The sequence below is a fragment of the Bradyrhizobium sp. SZCCT0153 genome (genome assembly GCF_018129995.1).
Taxonomy (GTDB): Bacteria; Pseudomonadota; Alphaproteobacteria; order Rhizobiales; family Xanthobacteraceae; genus Bradyrhizobium; species Bradyrhizobium japonicum_G.
Genome location: NZ_JAFCKS010000008.1, coordinates 1 through 19,718 on the forward strand (window position 1 = coordinate 1; position 19,718 = coordinate 19,718).

Sequence of the window (19,718 nt, forward strand, 5' to 3'; positions counted from 1 at the left end):
GCGGCCGAGACCGGCTCGGCCTCGGAAGAAGTACTGAACTCGGCCAAGACGCTGTCGTCCGAAAGCACCCGCCTGCGCGCCGAACTCGATCGCTTCATGGGCAATATCAGGGCGGCGTAAGGGCTCCGCCGCGCGTTAGGATTCGATGTTGTCCCGGCGAAGACCGGGTCGACGGAAAAATCCGCGTCGCCTAACCGCCGGTTGCGGCGCCGCAAATTTACCGCGGCTTATCCTTTGCCCCGTAACGTGGCGAAGAGTCGGGAAGCGGGCTGCTTCCGGGCTGCGCCTGGTTTTCCGCGAATGGAATGGGGTGGGGGAATGCCCGTCAAGTCGAAGCCGAACACATCGAAGCTGCTCACCTTGCGTTTTCGTGCAAAAATCATCCTCGGCTTCGTGGCGGTGCTGGCCATCCTCGCCGTCAGCATGGCTTTCGCCTATTTCGGCTTCGAGCGGATTCAGGCCGCCGTGACCTCCTACCGCTCCAGCGTCGCCGAAGCGGACCTTGCGCGGACGGTCGATCGCGAGCTGATCGCTTACCAGGGGCTGGCGCGGGCCTACACGCTGACCGGTGCGGCGGACGATGAGACCGCGGCCAGGGGAGCCGAAGAGAATCTGAGGGCTGCGATCGCCAAGTCGGCGGCGGCCACCGCGGGCGCCGCGCGCCGTGAGCAGGTCGGCAAGCTCGAGGCCGACTTCAAGAGCTTTACCAAGGTGTTCGGCGAAATCATCACGCTGACGCGCGATAACAGCAAGATCGCGGCTGATGAGCTCAACAGCGTCGGCAACAAGATCCGTTTCAAGTTCGACGATCTCGCCGATACCGCCGCACTGGCAGGGCTTGGATCCGTCCAAACCACGGCCAAGGACATCACATCGCAATACCTGGCGGTCTCCACATCGGTCAGCGCCTTCGTTGCCAAGCCGGAGCCGAAGACCGCCGACGGCGTGATCGCCCGCATCAAGTTCCTGGAGACCTTGCTGGTCTCGATCTATGCGAACGACCAGAAGATCACCGATCGCGTCACCGAAATCGGCAATCTGCTCAAGCAGTACCGCACCTCCTTTTCAAAGCTGACGGAGAACGTGAAGGTCATCGTCAAGCTGAACGGCGAGATGACCAAGACGGCCGCGTCCATTCTCAAGCTCTCGGGTGAACTGCGGTCGGAGCTCACGGCGGATCAGCAGCGCATCGAAGTCAGCGCCAATGCAACCATCGGCGAGACCGAGCGGCTGATGCTGATGATGGCACTGGGCGGCCTTGCCATCGGCGCCGTGCTGGCTCTGATGCTGGGCAACGGCATCTCGCGTCCGATGATCGCGATGTGCAAGGCGATGCGCGAGCTTGCGTCGGGCAATTTCGACGTCGTGCTGCCGGGCCTGGGGCGCAAGGACGAGATCGGCGAGATGGCCGGCGCAGTCGAGGAGTTCAAGGTGCAGGCCGTGGCCAAGGCGGAGCGCGACGCCGCCGCGAGCGAAGCCCAGAACAGGGAGCAGGCCGCAAGCCGCCGTTCCGAGCTGATCCGCTTTGCCGACGATTTCGAGAGCGCGGTCGGCGCCATCGTCTCCAACGTCTCGGCCTCAGCCGTGCAGCTCGAATCGGCGGCCTCGACGCTGACCCGCACCGCGGAGACCACGCAGAGCCTGTCGAGCCAGGTCGCCGGCGTCTCCGAGCAGGCCTCCAGCAACATGCAGTCGGTCGCGACCGCGACGGAAGAGCTCTCGGCCTCTGTCGAGGAGATCGGTCGCCAGGTCCGCGATTCCAGCCGCATCGCGGAAGCTGCCGTGGTGCAGGCCAAGGAGACCGATGGTCGCATCGGCAAGCTCTCGCATGCCGCCCAGCAGATCGGCGAAGTCGTCAAGCTCATCACGGCGATCGCAGAGCAGACCAATCTTCTCGCGCTCAATGCGACGATTGAGGCGGCGCGTGCGGGTGAGGCCGGCCGCGGCTTTGCCGTTGTCGCCAGCGAAGTGAAGTCGCTGGCGAGCCAGACTGCGAAGGCCACCGACGAAATCTCCTCTCACATCACCGGCATGCAAGGCGCAACTGCCGAATCGGTTGCGGCGATCAAGGAGATCGGCGCGACCATCGGCCAGATCTCGTCGATCTCGACATCGATTGCGAGCGCGGTCGAGCAGCAGGGCGCAGCGACGCAGGAAATCGCGCGCAGCGTCCAGACTGTCGCGCAGGGCACCCAGACCGCCGCCACCGACATCGGCCAGGTCAACCGCGGCGCGGCCGAGACCGGCTCGGCCTCGGAAGAAGTACTGAACTCGGCCAAGACGCTGTCGTCCGAAAGCACCCGCCTGCGCGCCGAGCTCGACCGGTTCATGGGAAATATCCGGGCGGCGTAACGCGCGCTCTCTCCAATGTCGTCCTGGATCAGCGCTCCGCTTGTCCAGGATGATTCGGGGCTCACTCCTTCCCGAACGCCCGCTTCAGCTCCACCTTCGCGCGCTCCAGCCGCGTGCGTTGCGTCTTCGGCAGCGTCTTGCCGGCGCGATTGATGTAGAAGGTCAGCATCGACAGCGCCGAGCGGTAGGCGCGGGTCCTGCGGCGCGCGCTGTGCTCGGCCGAGCGCATCAGTGAGGCCGCGATCCTCTTCGCGCTGGTCAGCTTGAACACGCCTTGCTTGAGGTCGAGGGCGTCGCTCTCCTTCGTCACGCGCTGCGACCAGCGCTTTGGCGTGGCGTGTTTGCTGCTCTTGCGCGCGACGCGGTGCCTTGTACTGGTCTTCCTGCGCGCGCTCCTGCGTGCTGCCGGTTTGCGGGAATGTGTCGTCTTTCTGACGTGAGCCATGCGTCAATTCCTTGTGGCTCCACCGGAAACGAGCCGTGCCAACGGCCGTTCCCATGGGAACCTGCCCTCGCCGCAGACGTTGTCGCAGGTGGCAGGCGGAATGCCGCACCCCCAGGATCGGATCGCCCCGTCCACGTCGTGTGAACCGGGGCCGCGTCCATTGGTCAGATGCAACAACGCGATGGAATTGCAGCGAAGTCCAGCGCCGAACTATGGACCTGTGGTCTCCACGGCGGCCGCGGCCGATCGCGTCATTGAGACCAGCATCCCCGCACGGCTCGATGCGCTGCCCTGGAGCGGCTTCCACACCCGCGTCGTGCTCGCGCTCGGCATCACCTGGATCTTGGACGGCCTCGAGGTGACGCTGGCCGGCGCGCTCTCCGGCGCGCTGAAGCAGAGCCCCTCGCTGCATTTCTCCAATCTCGATCTCGGAATTGCCAATTCGGCCTATCTCGCCGGGGCGGTGATCGGCGCGCTCGGCTTCGGCTGGCTCACCGATCGCATCGGCCGCAAGAAGCTGTTCTTCATCACGCTCGCGCTCTATCTCTCGGCAACGGCGGCGACCGCTCTGTCATGGGATGTCGCAAGCTACGCGCTGTTTCGCTTCCTCACCGGCGCCGGCATCGGCGGCGAATATACCGCGATCAATTCGACCATCCAGGAACTGGTGCCGGCGCGCTATCGCGGCTGGACTGATCTCGTCATCAACGGCAGTTTCTGGATCGGCGCGGCAATGGGTGCGGTGGCGGCCATCGTTCTGCTAGATCCTGCCGTGATCGACCCCGATTTCGGCTGGCGCCTCGCTTATCTCATCGGCGCAGCCATCGGGCTCGTCGTGCTGCTGATGCGCATGTGGATTCCGGAAAGTCCGCGCTGGCTGATGATCCACGGCCGTCCCGACCAGGCCCACGCCATCGTCGGCGAGATCGAGCGCTCGGTGATCGGACACGATCAGGACACGAGCGACGGGCGTTTCCCCAGGATGCGGCTGAGGATGCGCGATCACACGCCGATCCGCGAGGTCGTGCACACGCTGTTCTCGGTCTATCGCCAGCGCGCGATGGTCGGCCTGGTGCTGATGATCGCGCAGGCCTTCTTCTACAACGCCATCTTCTTCACCTTCGCGCTGGTGCTGACCGACTTCTACGGTATCCGCGCCGATCACGTCGGCTGGTATCTGCTGCCTTTCGCCGCCGGCAATTTCCTTGGCCCGCTGCTGCTCGGCCGTCTGTTCGATACGCTCGGCCGCCGTGCCATGATCATGTTCACCTACGGCGCGTCGGGCCTGCTGCTGGCGCTGTCGGGCTATCTGTTCTCGATCGGCGTCTTGAGTGCGCAGGGGCAGACCATCGCATGGATGGTGATCTTCTTCTTTGCCTCGCCCGCCGCGAGCGCCGCCTATCTCACCGTCAGCGAGACCTTTCCTTTGGAAGTCCGCGCGCTGGCGATCGCGGTGTTCTACGCGGTCGGTACCGGCATCGGCGGCGTCATCGGGCCGGCGCTGTTCGGCGCGCTGATCGACACCGGCTCCCGGACCAGCGTGTTCGCCGGCTATCTGCTGGGGGCGGCACTGATGGTCGCGGCTGCAATCGTGGCGTGGCGCTATGCCGTCTCTGCGGAGCGCAAATCGCTGGAAGAAATCGCGCGGCCGCTGGCGTCAATGGAGTAGACTATGAAATCGGAACTGGCTGAATTGGATCAAAAGCGCGCCATGGTCGACGATGAAGCGCCCGATGCGGTGCCGGTGCCTCACGCACTCGTGCCGCATCTCGATGAGACAGCGATCCTGCTCGACATCGACGGCACGCTGCTCGACCTGATGCCGACGCCGCGTGAGGTGTGGGTGCCGCCGGGCCTGTCGGAAACGCTCAAGCGACTGACGGAGCGCACCTCAGGCGCGCTGGCGATGGTCAGCGGCCGCTCGCTCAACGACATCGATTTGATCTTCGCGCCGGATGTCTTCCGCGCGGTCGCCGGCCACGGCGCGGAGATGCGCCTGTCGGGGGGCAACGAGGCCGACGACGTGCACGCGCCGCCGATGGACAAGGAATTGAAGCGACGGCTGGCCGCGGTCGCAAAACTCAGCCCCGGCATTCTTCTCGAGGACAAGGGCTATTCGCTGGCGCTGCATTATCGCCTCGCGCCGCACGCGGAGAAGGCGATCTACGAAGCCGTCTCGCTGATCCGCGCCGACCTGCCCAATGCGCCGATCGAGGTACTGCCCGGCAAGTTCGTTTGCGAGATCAAGCATTCCGGTTTCACCAAGGCGACCGGCGTGCGTGAATTGATGAAGCACGAACCTTTCAAGGGGCGCCGTCCGATTTTCATCGGCGACGACGTCACCGACGAGACCGTGTTTGCGATCATGCCCGACATGAACGGGCTCGCCTTCTCGGTCGGCCGCCGCGCTATGGGTGTCAACGGGCACTTCGACGCGCCGAACGATGTGCGCGCGTTCCTCGCGCGGCTGCTCGACGACTCAAGGTTGGAATAAGGCACCGACATCCCGGAGCCACATTATCGCTCGCGCAGTTCCCTTGCGCGCGCAATTCACGTTGCGCACCAAAGTCTCGGAAGACGACTTTGTTCAGTGAAATCCCCGGGTTCCGTCGAGGTAAACCGGTTCCAACGCGCGTGCCCGATTTTGGTTTCATTCCGAAGAAATGATGACAGGAACCATATTGATGAACGGCAGTTAAATGGGGTGGAATGAACAGGAGGGGACGACCTGTGAACTTAGTCGTCGTTTCAAATCGAGTTGCGCGCGGGAAGCCAAACGAGCCCATGACGGGCGGTCTCGCTGCGGCCTTGTTGCCGGTGGTGGAACATTCGGGTGCGATCTGGGTGGGTTCGTCCGGCCGCGTGCGCGACGGCCATCAGAAGGAACCATTCGCCGAGATCGAATCGCTGGGTTCGGGCGCGATCGCGACGCTGGATCTGCCGGCGGCGCATTACGGCGGTTATTACGAAGGCTTTGCCAATTCGGCGCTGTGGCCGGCGCTGCATTCGCGCAGCGACCTGATCCACGTCTCTCGCGACGACTATGTCAGCTATCGCGAGGTCAACGCCTTCATGGCGCGCGCCTTGATGCGATTCCGAAAAGCACAAACCGCGTTCTGGGTGCAGGACTATCATTTCCTCGCGCTCGGTGCGGAGCTGCGCGATCTCGGCGTCGACGATCCTATCGGCTTCTTTCTGCACACGCCGTGGCCGGTCGCCGCGGTGATGCAGGGCGTGCCCAACCATCGCGAGTTGATCACGGCGATGCTGGCCTATGATCTGCTTGGCTTCCAGACCAATGAGGATTGCGAGAATTTCCTCGGCTATGTCGGCAGCGAGCTCGGCCTCGCCATCGAGGATGGGGTCGTCAGCTCGCAGCATGGCCGCACGCGCTGCGAAGTGTTCCCGATCGGCATCGATGCGGAGAAGTTCGCCGCATATGCCGCGAAATCGGTTTCGCATCCCGACGTTTCGCGGCTGCGCCGCAGCCTCAACGGCGAGCGGCTTGCCATCGGTGTCGACCGGCTCGACTATTCCAAGGGCCTCGTCAATCGCATCAGCGCGTTCGACCGGCTCTGGACCGAGCAGCCGCAATTCTTGCGCAGCATCTCGCTGCTCCAGATCGCCAACCCCTCCCGCGGTGCGATCGAGGCCTATGGCAATCTCCAGAACGAGGTCGCGCGCCTCGTCACCGACGTCAACGGCCGCCATGGCGAGGTGGACTGGACGCCGATCCGTTATTTGAACAAGGGCTTCAGCCAGGCCGTGCTCGCCGGCCTTTACCGCACCGCGCAGATCGGTGTGGTGACGCCGCTCCATGACGGCATGAATCTCGTCGCCAAGGAATACGTTGCAGCTCAGAATCCGGCCGATCCCGGCGTGCTGGTACTGTCGAAATTCGCCGGCGCAGCGAATGAGCTCGACACGGCACTGCTGGTCAATCCGCACGACATCGACGGCATGGCCCGCGCAATCGCCGTCGCAGCCGCAATGCCGCTGACCGAGCGCAAGATGCGCTGGGAAGCGATGATGAAGAAGCTGCGCGGCCACACCATCCAGCAATGGTCCGCCGATTTCGTCGCCGAGCTGGAGAAGTGCCGGACGGAAAAGGCGGCGGTGGCACCGCTCGCCGGCCAGCCGCCGCAAGCGCTGCGCTGGCTCAAGTCGGCGATCTCCGGCGTGCGGTTGATATAGGTCTTCTCCCTCGCCCCGTTCTTACGGGGAGAGGTGAAGGATGAGCGCGCCTCAATAGCAATACGACACCCCCTCCAGAATCGCGCACTGCCGCTTGTTCGGTGCGTTGGGATCGTCCAGCGGCACCACGCCCTTGCCCTGGCCGACGAACACGCCGGGCCCGACATGCACCGAGCTCTTGTTGCCGATGATCACGCTCTGGTGCGGCGTCGCGCTCGAACGCGTGCCGTCCGGCCAGAGGATGGCATCGCCTGAAAGCACCCCGCGCCGCCCGTCGTCGCAGCTGACGTCGAACCCTTGCCGGGTGCAGACCTGCCCGGCGGCCGGCACCGCGAAGGCTGTGGCAAGGGCCGAAATCAGGCTCAGCGCGGCGATGGTCTGGCGGAAGGTCATCGTGTCCCCGGTCGTGTTTGGAATCCTCAAGTGAATCGTCGCGCCAAACCTGCCGCCGGTTCAGTCTGCCGGCGGTTCCAGGCGCCAAGGTGACGCCCGATATTGCTTATAAAATACAACATCTTACGGAAAAATTGCCCGATTCCCCCGCGATCCCTTGCAAAATCGTCGGCGCCCCTTCAAGAGAGTGCGCTCCGGAGAGATGGCCGAGTGGCTTAAGGCGCACGCTTGGAAAGCGTGTGTGCGGGAAACCGTACCGTGGGTTCGAATCCCACTCTCTCCGCCATCAGCCTTGCCCCAACACCCTCCACCTCCCGTCCCCCGCGCGCTTCAGAACGGGATCGCTCACCCGCACATGCTCGGCCAGAAAATCGATGAACGCGCGCACGCGTGCCGGGAGCGGTGCGCTATGGCCGACATAGACGGCGTGGATGTCTTCGCGGTCGCCGGGGTTGTAGCCTTGCAACACCGGCACGAGGCGGCCGGCTTCGATGTCGGGGCCGATGTGGAAGAGGGCGAGGCGGGCGAGGCCGACGCCGCCGAGGGTGAGGCGGCGGGCGGCTTCGCCGTCGCTGGCGCGCGCGGCCGGCGGCGGCACGGCTTCTTCGGAATGGTCGCCGCGCTTGAATGGCCAGCCGCGGATCGAGCGCGGAAAGGTCCAGCCGATGCCGCGATGGTCGGCGAGATCCGCCGGCATCTTTGGTGTGCCGAAGCGTGCCAGATAATTCGGGGCGCCGACCACGACCATGCGGCTGGTGCCGAGCTTTCGCGCGACGAGGCGTGAGGCGCGCAAGGGTCCGACGCGAATCGCGACGTCGGCGCGCTCCTGCATCAGGTCGATCAGCGTATCGGTCAGAACGAGGTCGAGCGTGACGTCGGGATGCTGTTCGAGGAAGCGCGGGATTAGCGGCATCACATGCAGCATGCCGAAGGGAATGTTGCTGTTGACGGTGAGCCGGCCGCGCGGCGTGGCGCCGGATGCCGCCTCGCGCTCGGCTTCCTCCATCTCGGCGAGGATGCGTACGGCGCGCTGGTAGAAAGCCTGGCCCTCTTCCGTCAGCGTGAGCTTGCGCGTGGTGCGGTTGATCAGCCGGGAGCCGAGCCGCGCCTCCAGCCGCGAGATCAGCTTGCTCACGCCCGACGGTGTCAGGCGCAGTTTTCGCGCCGCCTGGGTGAACCCCCCGAGATCGACGACGCGGACGAAGACCTCCATCTCGGCGGAGCGGTTGGTATCGAAACGGGCCATGTTGAATTCACGTCACAAATGATTGGATTATGGGCATTCTAATGATTTTGAGTCGGCGCGGCTATCTGCGTGGTTGTTCCCTCGCATTGGAGCCACGCATGCCTCCCGCCGTCCTCGCCCTCACCGCCGGTGCCTTCGGCATCGGCACCACCGAATTCATCATCATGGGCCTGTTGCTCCAGGTCGCCGCCGACATGCATGTTTCGGTGCCGGTCGCGGGCCTGCTCATTTCCGGCTATGCGCTCGGCGTGTTCGTCGGCGCGCCGGTGCTGACGCTGGCGACGCGGCGGATGCCGCGCAAAACCGTGCTGCTCGGGCTGATGGCGATTTTTACGCTCGGCAATGCCGCCTGCGCGCTCGCACCGAACTATGAACTGCTGATGGCGGCGCGGGTGCTGACCTCGCTTGCCCATGGCACCTACTTCGGCGTCGGCTCGGTGGTGGCGACCAGCCTCGTCGCCGAGGACAAGCGGGCTTCGGCGATATCGACCATGTTCATCGGCCTGACGGTCGCAACGCTCCTGGGCGTCCCCTTCGGGGCCTGGTTCGGCCTGATGCTCGGCTGGCGCGCGGCGTTCTGGGCAGTGACGGTCATCGGCATGATTGCATTCGCGGTGGTCGCGGCGCTCGTGCCGGGTGATGTCGGCAATGGCGACAAGCCGATCTCGCTTGCCGAGGAAGTCGCGGTGCTCGGCCGTCCGCAGGTGCTGCTCGGGCTTGCCATGACCGTGTTCGGCTTTGCAGGCCTGTTCGTCGTCTTCACCTATATCCAGCCGATCCTGACGCGCTTTACCGGCTTTTCGGAAGCCGCGGTCTCGCCGATCCTGCTTGTGTTCGGCGTCGGGCTCGCGATCGGCAATGTCGCGGGCGGCAAATTCGCCGATCGCGGTCTTGCACGCGCCCTGATCGGCACGCTCGCGGCGCTCGCCATCGTGCTGCTTGGCCTCGCCGCCGTGTTGTCGGTCAAGATCGCCGCCATCGCTCTGATCCTGCTGCTCGGCATCGCGTCCTTTGCGACGGTCGCGCCGCTTCAGCTTCGCGTGCTGGAGGCGGCCGGCGCCAGCGGTCGCACGCTCGCCTCCAGCCTCAACATCGCAGCGTTCAATCTCGGCAACGCGCTCGGTGCCTGGGCCGGAGGAGTGGCCATCGATCGCGGGCTCGGCCTCTCCGCGCTGCCTCTGGTCGCAGCCGGCATCACGGCGATCGGCCTTCTGCTCGCGCTGTGGAGCCTCCAGCTCGACCGCAGGCACCCCGTCGTTGCGGCGTGTCCGGCGGAATAGGGGCGATGACGATCGGCGATCGCGGCCTAGTAGAACGCTGCGATTGCCTCGGCGATTCCCTGCGGCAAATTTGGCTCGCTCCTGAGCGTGTCGAGGAAGACGGCATCGCCTGATACCGTGAGGCCGTCCAGCTTGATCGGATGCAGCGGCTCGGCTGCTGCTGCCACCGCATGCAAATCGGGACCGGTCCGGATGCCGTTATATGCGAGCCGCGGGCGCAATTGAACGTTGTTGCCGAACTGCTCGTCCAGCGCGAGGCGCCACCCGGCCCGCGACACCCTCCCGTCGGCGATCGCCGCCGCCATGGCAACGCTGCGCGGCTGCAATGTGCCGAGACCGCCGAGCGCCGCGCGCAACCGGCTCGTCGCCTCCGCCAGCGTGACCCTTTCGATTCCCGGGTCCTGGTCGGGCGAGGTGAAGTCGATCAGCCTGGCGCTGCTGCCGATCTTGAGCGCCTCGCCGGCTCCGCCCGCCAGCTGCATGGCCTTTTTCGTCCCAAAGCGGGGGCGTCCGCCGATCGTGACCACGACGATATCCTGCTCGCGCGATTTGATCAGATGATCGTAGGGATCGCCGGTGACGCCCTTCACGACCAGGAGGTCGGCGAACTTGCCCGTGGCGATCGTCCCTAACTTCGCATCCCACTTCAGGATCGTCGCCGGGTTGCGCGTCGCCATCGAGACGATGTCGTAGTCGCTGAAGCCGAGACCGAAATGCGCGGACACGACTTTCGCCGCTTTCAGCTCGCCCAGCAGGTTCTTGCTGCCGGATGGCGACCAGTCCGAGCCCAGCGCGATCGTCAGGCCGGCCGCGCGGGCGGCGGCGACGTCGGTCGTTTTCCCATAGAGCAGCAGATTGCTCAGAGGCGACCAGACGACCTTGGCGTGGTTTTCGGCCATCGTTCCGAAGTCGGTCGCATCGAGGGCCGTGCAATGAATGCCGGCCAGCGACGGCTCGATCGCCCAATCTCCCGCAGCATTGCGCAACGCGAGGAAATGGTTATGCGCCTTGGCATCGATGCCTTCGCTGAGATGGAGCAGGAAGCACGCCGACGATTTCAGCTCGTTGTCGAACTTCAGCCAATCCTCCGCATCGATGTCGGGGATCTTCGAGTGCGCTCGCGGAAGATCGGGAGGGCTGCCGATCTCGGCGGCGCGCAGTGCGCCCTTGTAGTATTTGTGGATCGTGCCGCTCCAGTTCGACAGCGTGATCCCCTGGCTCGTCGTCGTTCCCGCGACCAGGCATTTGGCTTCGACATAGCGCACCAGCGCCGGCAGCAGGGAGCCATCGTCGGCGAGGGCAATCGCGCTCATTGGGCCGGTCACCGACGTCTTGTACGATTTGGCGTTCTGCCATTGGTCGCGATTGCCGAAGAGCTGCGGCACGCGCCAGAGCGGCAGGATGTTGTAGCTCAAATGATTATGCAGCTCGATCAGGCCGGGATAGATGGTGCCGCCGGTCGCGACGGGATCGACGGCCTCGAAGCCTGCGGGAGCCGGCTGGCCCTTGGGCACGATCGCGGCGATCCGATTGTCCTCGATGAAGATCGTGCCGCTCTTGATGACGTCGCCCTCGGTGGCCATCGTCACGATCCGCCCGGTCAGCGCCCGTCGCATCGGGCTTGCGGCCGGGCTCATGGGATCACTCCGTCAGGAATGGTCATCGTGATCGTACGCCGCTTGGCTGCCGCATCCGCGCCCTGGCGCACGGCCCATGGCGTATCTCCGCGCATCCAGGCCGGCAGTCCCGCGGGAAGATCCTTTGCGATGATGTCGAACAGCTCGGTCGGCTTGAAGGCGTCGCCATAGGGCACGAGCGTCGTCGCCACGTCGGGATGCTTGACCTGAGGCGCAAGAGCTGCGAGCGAGGCATTCCACTTGGTCAGCATGATCTTGGTGTTTGCAGCCCGCGTCGCATTATCGTGCGCGGAGCTTTCCGGCCACGTCGGGTGGGTGATGTGCTGATACGCAAGGGTCTTGTAGGCCGCGCCATCGGCAGTCTTGAGCCAGGCCTTCCAGGCCTCGTCGGCGAGGCCCCCGAGGGAGACGACGGCCTCGATGTTGCCCGGCCCGAGCACGGCCTTGAACCATTTGTTGCGATACGCGACGATGCCGGGCTCGTTCTTGTGCTTTGAACCGCCGCTCTGTCCGTAGACGCTGTACAGGAAGGTATTCACCATCACGTAGCTCTGCGTGATGCCGAGTTTCGCCAGGAAACCCTGTGTCCGCCGGCCCGCGGTGCCGACCAGAATTCTGCGCACGACCGTCTCGTGCTGGGCGGGATCCTGACCGACGACGAGGACGCGCGCCGTTCCGTCGAGACGGCCGCGGTGAAAGATCGGCCCCCATTCGATCCGGAAGTCGTGTGGATCGTAGGTCTCGGCGCCGGGATAGTCGGCACACAGATCGCGAAATGGTTGCTGGCCGTAGCCGCTGTCGAAATCCACGAGCATGGCAAATGCTCCAGTCTGTGGCTGTCAAAATAGCTGCGTCAAAAACGGATCGTTTGGCGGCAATCTTAGCGGTAGTTTATTGCGTTGTTCAACCACTATATGGGTCAAGCGAGAAGTCCCAAAGGTTCATGCGCACCTCTGGCTTCGCCTTCGGCCGCGACAACGCGTCGCGACGGCGCGCCATGCAGAAACGCACCTGTACACGGTCGCGTGACCTCCATAAATTCCGCCGCGCAATTCCAGGAGATGCGGCGTGGCGAAGAAGACGGCTACCAAGAAGAACGCTTCGAAGAAGGCAGCAAGGACCTCCAGCAAGACCAGCGCCGTTCGCAAGAGCGTAGCTGCGAAGGCTGCAGCGAAGACGGTCAAGAAGGCCGCTCCGCGCAAATCGTCCGCACCGCGCCGCCCCAGGGGCCCGGCCTGGCAATGGTCGGCGGTCGAGACCGCAGTCGCAATCCGCTCCGGTGCCATCTCCGCGGTCGAGACCGTGGAGGCGCATCTCGAACGGATGCGCGCAATCAATCCGAGGCTGAACGCCGTCGTCGTCGATCTCTCGGAGGAGGCGCTGGCTGCGGCGCATGCGGCCGACAAGCGGCGTGCCAAAGATGGCGAACTCGGCCTTCTGCACGGCGTGCCAATCACCATCAAGGAGAACGTCGACTACGAGGGGCGGCCTAATTTCAACGGCGTTCCCGCCAACAAGGATTATATCGCGCCGTCGGATTCGCCCGTCGTCCGCAACCTGAAGAAGGCCGGTGCGATCGTCATCGGCCTCACCAACACGCCGGAATTCTCCTTCCGCGGCTTTACCGACAATCCCCTGCACGGGCTGACGCTCAATCCCTGGGATCCGAACATCACCTGCGGCGGCTCCTCTGGCGGAGCAGGTTCGGCAGTCGCCGCCGGCATCGGCACCATCGCCCACGGCAACGACATCGGCGGCTCGCTGCGCTGGCCGGCGCATTGCAACGGGGTTGCCACCATCAAGCCGACGCAGGGCCGCATCCCCGCCTTCAACGGAAGCGCTACGGCCGAGCGGCCGATGCTCGCGCACCTGATGTCGGCGCAGGGCCCGCTCGCCCGCCACGTCGCCGACGTCCGTCTCGCGTTGGAGGCAATGAGCCAGCGCGATCCGCGCGATCCCTGGTGGGTGCCGGCGCCGCTGGCCGGGCCGAAGCCGAAGGGGCCGATCAAGGTCGCGCTGGCCAGGATCCCCGAGGATATGGACGTGGATCCTTCAGTACGCGCGGCGCTGCGCCAGGCCGCCGATCACCTCGAGCGCTCCGGCTATCGCGTGACCGAGGTCGATGTGCCCGACATCAACGGCGTCTGGCAGACCTGGTGCGACATCATCACCAACGAGACCGTGGTGATGCAGGAAGCCGGCATGCTGAAAGTCACCTCGGAAGACTTCCACAAGGCGTGGAATGGCATGAAGACCAAGGCCAATGTGCTCGATCTCAAGGCCTGGATGCATGCGACCGCCGCGCGCAACGGCCACATCCGCGCCTGGCAATTGTTTTTCGAGGAATATCCGGTGGTGCTGGCGCCGACCACGGTGCAGCCGACGCCGGGGCCGCGCGACGACACCGTCAGCGCGGAACGCGTCAAGGAGATCTTCTGGGGCGAAATCCGCTTCATCTCCGCGATTAATGTGCTGGGCCTGCCCGGCGCGGTGGTGCCGGTGACCCTGCATGACGGCAAGCCGATCGGCGTGCAGCTCATCGCCGGGCGCTATCGCGAGGACCTCGCGCTAGATGCGGCGGCCGCGATCGAGAAGCGCGCCGGCGTGCTCGCCCATCGACTGTGGGAGATGATGGAGTAGGCGACGCTCTCCCTCTCCCCTTGTTGCGGGAGAGGGAGAGCGTGGCGCGCCGCGCCGGAGAAGAGGCACCACGGCGCATCAATTCATTAATCCAGTTTGATTCGAATTTTAGCCAATTCATCAACAACCGTTAGGGTTACTTCCTCGATCTCTAGACGAATTATTGTCCGCTTTACCAGCCGCCTCTAACAGAGGGACGGCGGACAACGCACATGCCTCGTACAGGCCAATAAGTGCGGCCCGCTCCACGCGGAGGTGGCACGATGCGCAACGAGACGATCGCTATTCACGCCGGCTACGAGCCCGAAGCCACCACGCACGCGGTTGCCGTGCCGATCTACCAGACCGCGGCCTATGCCTTCGACAGCGCCGATCATGGCGCGGCGCTCTTCAATCTCGAGGCCGAAGGCTATCGTTACAGCCGTATCGCCAATCCGACCAGCGCGGTGCTGGAGAAACGCGTCGCCCAGCTCGAAGGCGGCGTCGGCGCGCTTGCGGTTGCGACCGGACAGGCGGCGCTGCACTTTGCCTTCGTCAACGTCGCCGACCACGGCGGCAACATCGTTTCGGTTCCGCAGCTCTACGGCACCACGCACACGCTGCTCTCGCACATCCTGCCGCGCCAGGGCATCACCGGCCGCTTCGCCGAGAGCGACAAGCCTGAAGCAATCGAAAAGCTGATCGATGAGAACACCCGCGCCGTGTTTGCCGAGACCATCGGCAATCCCGCCGGCAATGTCTGCGACATCGAGGCGCTGGCGGAAATCGCGCATAAGCATGGCGTGCCGCTGATCGTCGACAATACGGTTGCGACCCCGATCCTGCTCAAGCCGTTCGACTACGGTGCCGACATCGCCGTGCACTCGCTGACCAAGTTCCTCGGCGGCCACGGCACCACGCTGGGCGGCGCCATCGTCGATTCCGGCAACTTCCCCTGGGCCAAGCACGCCGATCGCTTCCCGGGCTACAACAAGCCGGACGCCTCCTATCACGGCCTCGTCTATGCCGAGCGCTTTGGCAGGACGGCCTATATCGAGCGCGCGCGCAGCATCTATCAGCGCACCATGGGTTCGGTGCTGTCGCCGTTCAACGCCTTCCTGCTGCTCCAGGGCATCGAGACCGTCGCGCTGCGGATGGAGCGCCACTGCGAGAACGCCCGCAAGGTCGCAGAATTTCTGCGCAAGGATCCGCGCGTCGCCTGGGTCAACTACACTGGATTCCCGGACAGTCCCTATTATCCGCTCGTTCAGAAATATCTCGACGGCAACGCCTCCTCGCTGTTCACCTTCGGCATCAAGGGCGGCATGGAAGCCGGCAAGACCTTCTACGATGCGCTGAAGCTGATCACGCGCCTCGTCAATATCGGCGACGCCAAGTCGCTGGCCTGCCATCCAGCCTCGACCACGCACCGGCAGATGTCGGCCGAGCAGCAGCGCGCCGCCGGCGTGCTGCCCGAGACGATCCGCCTGTCGATCGGCATCGAGCATTCCCTGGACATCATCGGAGACATCGACCAGGCGCTGGAGAAGGCCTGTCCGTCGGCGCGCCTCCAGGCCGCGGAGTAGGCGGCGGTACCGATGACGATCTTGATCGACAGGGATCAAGGCATATCGAGCCCGGCACTGGTGCCGGGCGAGGGTGATCTGGCGCGCGAGCATCGCGGCGCCGAACTCACCATCGGATTGATCAACAACATGCCGGATGCGGCGCTGAAGGCGACCGAGCGGCAGTTCATGAAGCTGCTGCAGGCCGCGGCAGGCCCGCGGCGCATCCGCTTCCACTGCTTCTCGCTTCCTTCCGTGAAGCGTTCGCCGGAAGCGAAGTGGCATGTCGAGAGTGAATATTCTGAGCTCGCTGAACTCCGGCAACACAATTTCGACGGGCTGATCGTGACCGGTGCCGAGCCGGTTGCACCCGAACTCGACCAGGAACCGTACTGGCGAGATCTCACCGAGCTGATCGACTGGGCCAAGGTCAACACGCGCTCGACGATCTGGTCGTGCCTTGCCGCGCATGCGGCGGTGCTGCACCTCGACCGGATCGAACGGCGGCGGCTGCCGGCCAAATGTCACGGCATTTTCGACTGCGAGACCGTCACCGGCGATGCGCTGATGCGGGCAGCGCCTGCGCCGCTCAAGGTCTCGCATTCGCGTCTCAACGAGATTGCGGAAAGCGACCTCGCGCAGGCCGGCTACCAGGTGCTGACGCGTTCGGCGAAGGCCGGCGTCGATATCTTCGTCCGGCAATATGCCAGCCGTTTCGTATTCTTCCAGGGCCACCCGGAATATGATGCACTGTCGCTCCAGCGCGAATATCTGCGCGACATCGGCCGCTATCTTGCGCGCGAGCGTGAAAATTACCCGCATTTGCCCGTGAGCTATTTTGACGCAGCGACGGAGGAGAAGCTTGCCCGCTTCGAGAAACAGGCAAGGCACCAGCGCCACCCGGCGCTCAGCAACGAACTGCCTGCGCTGAATTTGCGTACGGATATTGCCGCGGGCAGCGCTGCTGCGGCACTATTTCGCAACTGGCTGCAATATCTCGGTACCGAAGCCGACGCCTCGGTGCTGGCGCGTTAACCGAAGGGCGTTGGTCCCTCGTTAGGATTACCCAAGCGTTAGGCTTGCCTCAACCAGCGCGCGAATGTTTCAGTAGAGCAATAGGGAATCACGGGAAACGCAGTCGTGTGGTCGGCACTCCAGGGACGCGTGAGCAATCGGCTGGCCCGGCATTTCCGCGCCGCGCCGCACCGGCTGCCCGCGCATGCGCCGATGGTGAGCTTCACCTTCGACGATGCTCCCGATAGCGCCGCAGGCGAGGGCGCCGAGCTTCTGGAGCGGCATGGCGGCCGCGGCACCTTCTATCTCGCCGGCAGCCTGATCGACCGGCCGTCGGACCACTGGCACGGCCTGTCGAACGACGCCATCGTGCGGCTTCACCGTGCCGGGCACGAGATCGCCTGCCACACCTTCTCGCACCAGAGCGCGATCAATCTCGACGAGGCCGCCATGGCCCGCGAGATCGAGCGGAACCGCAGCCATTTTCGCGGCATCGATTCCTCGATCGTGCTGGAAAATTTCGCCTATCCCTATGGGATCGCCTCGGTCTGGCGCAAGCCGCAGCTCGCCAGGACCTTCCGTTCGGCGCGCGGCATCCTTCCCGGCGTCAATCGCGACGTCATCGATCTCCAGTTCCTGCGCGCCTCGCCCCTGGTCAATTACGAGATCGATGCGGCAGGCGTCGATGGCTATTTCGACGAAGCGGTCGCGAGTGGTGGCTGGCTGATCTTCTACAGCCATGACGTCGTCGATGCGCCGAGCCCCTATGGCTGCACGCCGCACCTGATGCGCCACGCGCTAGAGGCCGCCGGGAAGCGCAACATGCCGATCGTGACGGTCGCGGAAGCGCTGCGAAGGATCGGGGCGTAGCGCTTTCTCATGCGCGCATATGCCTCTTGTCCCTCCCGGCAAGTGGGAGAGGGACAAGTTGGGCTTGCCACGCGGACGCCGCCATGCGACTGGCCTTGTGACGAATCTCACGGCTTTGCCCCGACACACGCATGTCCTCTCCCTCCACCGCTCCGCTGCCTGCGCCGGCCAACGGCCGCGATGCGCTGTCGGTGCTGCATTCGGTGTTCGGCCTGCCGGGGTTCCGCGGCGAGCAGGGCGAGATCATCCGGCACGTCACGGAGGGCGGCAATTGCCTGGTGCTGATGCCGACCGGCGGCGGCAAGTCGCTGTGCTATCAATTGCCGGCGCTGCTGCGTGAAGGCTGCGGCATCGTGGTGTCGCCCCTGATTGCGCTGATGCGCGATCAGGTCGCCGGCCTGCTCGAAGCCGGGGTCAATGCCGCCGCGCTGAACTCCTCGCTGACCCCGCAGGAAGCGTCCGACATCGAGCGGCGCCTGATCGCGGGCGATCTCGACCTGCTCTATGTCGCGCCGGAACGCCTGGTGACGCCACGCTGCCTGGCGCTGCTGGCGCAGGCGAAGGTGGCGCTGTTCGCAATCGACGAAGCGCACTGCGTCTCGCAATGGGGCCACGACTTCCGCCCGGAATATGTCGGCCTCTCCATCATCGCCGAACGTTTTCCAAATGTGCCGCGCATCGCGCTGACCGCGACCGCCGACGAGTTGACGCGCAAGGAAATCGTCGAACGGCTTCGGCTTGCGGACAGTCCGCAATTCGTCTCCAGCTTCGACCGGCCCAACATCCGCTACGAGATCGTCGACAAGCGCAATGCGGTGTCGCAACTGAAGGAGTTCATTCGGGAGCGGCACGCGGGCGATGCCGGGGTGGTCTACTGCCTGTCGCGCAATCGCGTCGAGGAAGTGGCCGCCGCGCTCGCCGATGCCGGCATTGCCGCGCTGCCCTACCACGCCGGCCTGGACAGCAGCGTACGCTCGCGCAACCAGGACCGCTTCCTCAACGAGGACGGCATCGTCATCGTGGCGACCATCGCGTTCGGCATGGGCATCGACAAGCCCGACGTCCGCTTCGTCGCCCATCTCGATCTGCCCAAGAGCATCGAGGCCTATTACCAGGAGACGGGGCGCGCCGGTCGCGACGGCAAGCCGTCGGCGGCCTGGATGGCCTATGGCCTTTCCGACATCGTGCAGCAGCGCCGCATGATCGACGAGTCGAGCGGCTCCGACGAATTCAAGCGGGTGTCGATCGGCAAGCTCGATGCGCTCGTTGGTCTTGCCGAAACGCCGCACTGCCGGCGCCGGCGGCTGCTCGCCTATTTCGGCGAGATCGCGATGGGCGAGGCGTGCGGCAATTGCGACAACTGCCTGACGCCGCCGAAGATGCGCGACGGCAAGGTGCTGGCGCAGAAGCTGCTGTCCTGCGTCTATCGTACCGGCCAGCGTTTCGGCGCGATGCACCTGATCGACGTGCTGATCGGACGCCTCACCGAGAAGGTGACGCAGTTCGGCCACGACAAACTGTCGGTGTTCGGCATCGGGCGCGAGCTCAACGAGAAACAGTGGCGCACCGTGCTGCGGCAGCTGGTGGCGATGGGCCATTTGCAGAGCGACAGCGAAGCTTTTGGCGCGCTGAAGCTGACGGAGTCCTCGCGCGGCGTGCTGCGCGGCGAGACCGAAGTGCAGCTGCGCGAGGACGCCCCGGCCACCCGCACCCGCGGCAGCCGTGCAAAATCCCGCCGCGGCGATCTCGCGCCGGCGGCCAGCACGCCGCAAGGCGACGTCGATCCCGAATTGCGCGCGCGGCTGCGATCCTGGCGCGCGGATATCGCGAGGGAGCGCGGCGTGCCGGCCTATGTCGTGCTGCACGACGCCACCATCGACGGCATCGTCCGGGCCTGGCCGACCACGCTCGACGAATTGCGCAACGTGCCCGGCATCGGCGACAAGAAGCTCGAACATTACGGAGACGAGCTGCTGCAGATCGTGCGGACGCGGTAGGGGCCCCGCCAATAGCTCTGCTGTCATCCCGGACAAGCGCAGCGCAGATCCGGGTTCCATACTGCGTGATCTATCGATTGCGATCGGTAGGAGTACGGAACTGCAA

The 19,718-nt window shown here is 64.9% G+C and carries 15 protein-coding genes and 1 tRNA gene; 11 read left to right on the plus strand and 5 right to left on the minus strand.

Going from position 1 to position 19,718, the window contains the following annotated elements:
* The first annotated feature begins 318 nt into the window (after window positions 1-318).
* Window positions 319-2,352, plus strand: a complete 2,034-nt coding sequence (locus tag JQ572_RS28140) for a methyl-accepting chemotaxis protein (RefSeq protein WP_211386086.1) — start codon at window positions 319-321, stop codon at window positions 2,350-2,352.
* A 61-nt stretch (window positions 2,353-2,413) separates the two neighbouring features.
* Here JQ572_RS28140 and JQ572_RS28145 read toward each other — a convergent pair whose 3' ends face one another.
* The gene (locus JQ572_RS28145) at window positions 2,414-2,797 is read right to left on the minus strand and encodes a DUF3175 domain-containing protein (protein ID WP_211386087.1); all 384 of its coding nucleotides are present in this window, start codon (window positions 2,795-2,797) and stop codon (window positions 2,414-2,416) included.
* Between the two features lie 181 nt (window positions 2,798-2,978).
* Here JQ572_RS28145 and JQ572_RS28150 point away from each other — a divergent pair, with 181 nt between their 5' ends.
* From JQ572_RS28150 to JQ572_RS28160, 3 genes are all read left to right on the plus strand, one after another.
* On the plus strand, window positions 2,979-4,466 hold the full coding sequence (locus JQ572_RS28150) for an MFS transporter (protein WP_211386088.1): 1,488 nt from the start codon (window positions 2,979-2,981) through the stop codon (window positions 4,464-4,466).
* Window positions 4,467-4,469: 3 nt separating this feature from the next.
* A complete protein-coding gene (otsB, locus tag JQ572_RS28155; RefSeq protein WP_211386089.1) occupies window positions 4,470-5,291 on the plus strand; it encodes a trehalose-phosphatase in 822 nt (273 codons plus the stop codon).
* A gap of 236 nt (window positions 5,292-5,527) precedes the next feature.
* A complete protein-coding gene (locus JQ572_RS28160) occupies window positions 5,528-6,991 on the plus strand; it encodes a trehalose-6-phosphate synthase (RefSeq protein ID WP_211386290.1) in 1,464 nt (487 codons plus the stop codon).
* A gap of 51 nt (window positions 6,992-7,042) precedes the next feature.
* Here JQ572_RS28160 and JQ572_RS28165 read toward each other — a convergent pair whose 3' ends face one another.
* Window positions 7,043-7,384, minus strand: a complete 342-nt coding sequence (locus tag JQ572_RS28165; protein ID WP_211386090.1) for a hypothetical protein — start codon at window positions 7,382-7,384, stop codon at window positions 7,043-7,045.
* Between the two features lie 196 nt (window positions 7,385-7,580).
* Between JQ572_RS28165 and JQ572_RS28170 the strand changes: the two genes are divergently transcribed.
* Window positions 7,581-7,670 (plus strand) — tRNA-Ser (locus tag JQ572_RS28170).
* Here JQ572_RS28170 and JQ572_RS28175 read toward each other — a convergent pair.
* Window positions 7,671-8,630 (minus strand): LysR family transcriptional regulator, encoded by a 960-nt coding sequence (locus JQ572_RS28175; RefSeq protein ID WP_211386091.1) that lies wholly within the window; start codon window positions 8,628-8,630, stop codon window positions 7,671-7,673.
* Between the two features lie 98 nt (window positions 8,631-8,728).
* On the opposite strand from JQ572_RS28175, the gene JQ572_RS28180 reads away from it, so the two are divergent.
* Window positions 8,729-9,910, plus strand: coding sequence for an MFS transporter (locus JQ572_RS28180; RefSeq protein WP_211386092.1), 1,182 nt, complete (start codon window positions 8,729-8,731; stop codon window positions 9,908-9,910).
* A gap of 26 nt (window positions 9,911-9,936) precedes the next feature.
* Here the strand turns inward: JQ572_RS28180 and JQ572_RS28185 are convergent, their stop codons facing one another.
* Both JQ572_RS28185 and JQ572_RS28190 read right to left on the minus strand, forming a co-directional pair.
* A complete protein-coding gene (locus JQ572_RS28185) occupies window positions 9,937-11,547 on the minus strand; it encodes an amidohydrolase family protein (protein ID WP_211386093.1) in 1,611 nt (536 codons plus the stop codon).
* Window positions 11,544-12,362, minus strand: a complete 819-nt coding sequence (locus tag JQ572_RS28190; RefSeq protein WP_211386094.1) for a uracil-DNA glycosylase family protein — start codon at window positions 12,360-12,362, stop codon at window positions 11,544-11,546. The genes JQ572_RS28185 and JQ572_RS28190 overlap by 4 nt, the downstream gene beginning before the upstream one ends.
* Before the next feature lie 253 nt (window positions 12,363-12,615).
* Here JQ572_RS28190 and JQ572_RS28195 point away from each other — a divergent pair, with 253 nt between their 5' ends.
* The 5 genes from JQ572_RS28195 (at window position 12,616) to recQ (ending at window position 19,612) form a co-directional block, all read left to right on the plus strand.
* A complete protein-coding gene (locus tag JQ572_RS28195; protein WP_211386095.1) occupies window positions 12,616-14,187 on the plus strand; it encodes an amidase family protein in 1,572 nt (523 codons plus the stop codon).
* A 263-nt stretch (window positions 14,188-14,450) separates the two neighbouring features.
* Entirely contained in the window at window positions 14,451-15,752 is a 1,302-nt protein-coding gene (locus tag JQ572_RS28200) for an O-acetylhomoserine aminocarboxypropyltransferase/cysteine synthase family protein (protein ID WP_211386096.1), read from the plus strand.
* Between the two features lie 12 nt (window positions 15,753-15,764).
* Window positions 15,765-16,766 (plus strand): homoserine O-succinyltransferase MetA, encoded by a 1,002-nt coding sequence (metA, locus tag JQ572_RS28205; protein WP_211386097.1) that lies wholly within the window; start codon window positions 15,765-15,767, stop codon window positions 16,764-16,766.
* A 105-nt stretch (window positions 16,767-16,871) separates the two neighbouring features.
* Entirely contained in the window at window positions 16,872-17,615 is a 744-nt protein-coding gene (locus JQ572_RS28210; protein ID WP_211386098.1) for a polysaccharide deacetylase family protein, read from the plus strand.
* Window positions 17,616-17,746: 131 nt separating this feature from the next.
* Window positions 17,747-19,612: a DNA helicase RecQ gene (gene recQ / locus JQ572_RS28215; RefSeq protein WP_211386099.1), complete on the plus strand. Its 1,866-nt coding sequence runs from the start codon at window positions 17,747-17,749 to the stop codon at window positions 19,610-19,612.
* Window positions 19,613-19,718 lie beyond the last annotated feature (106 nt).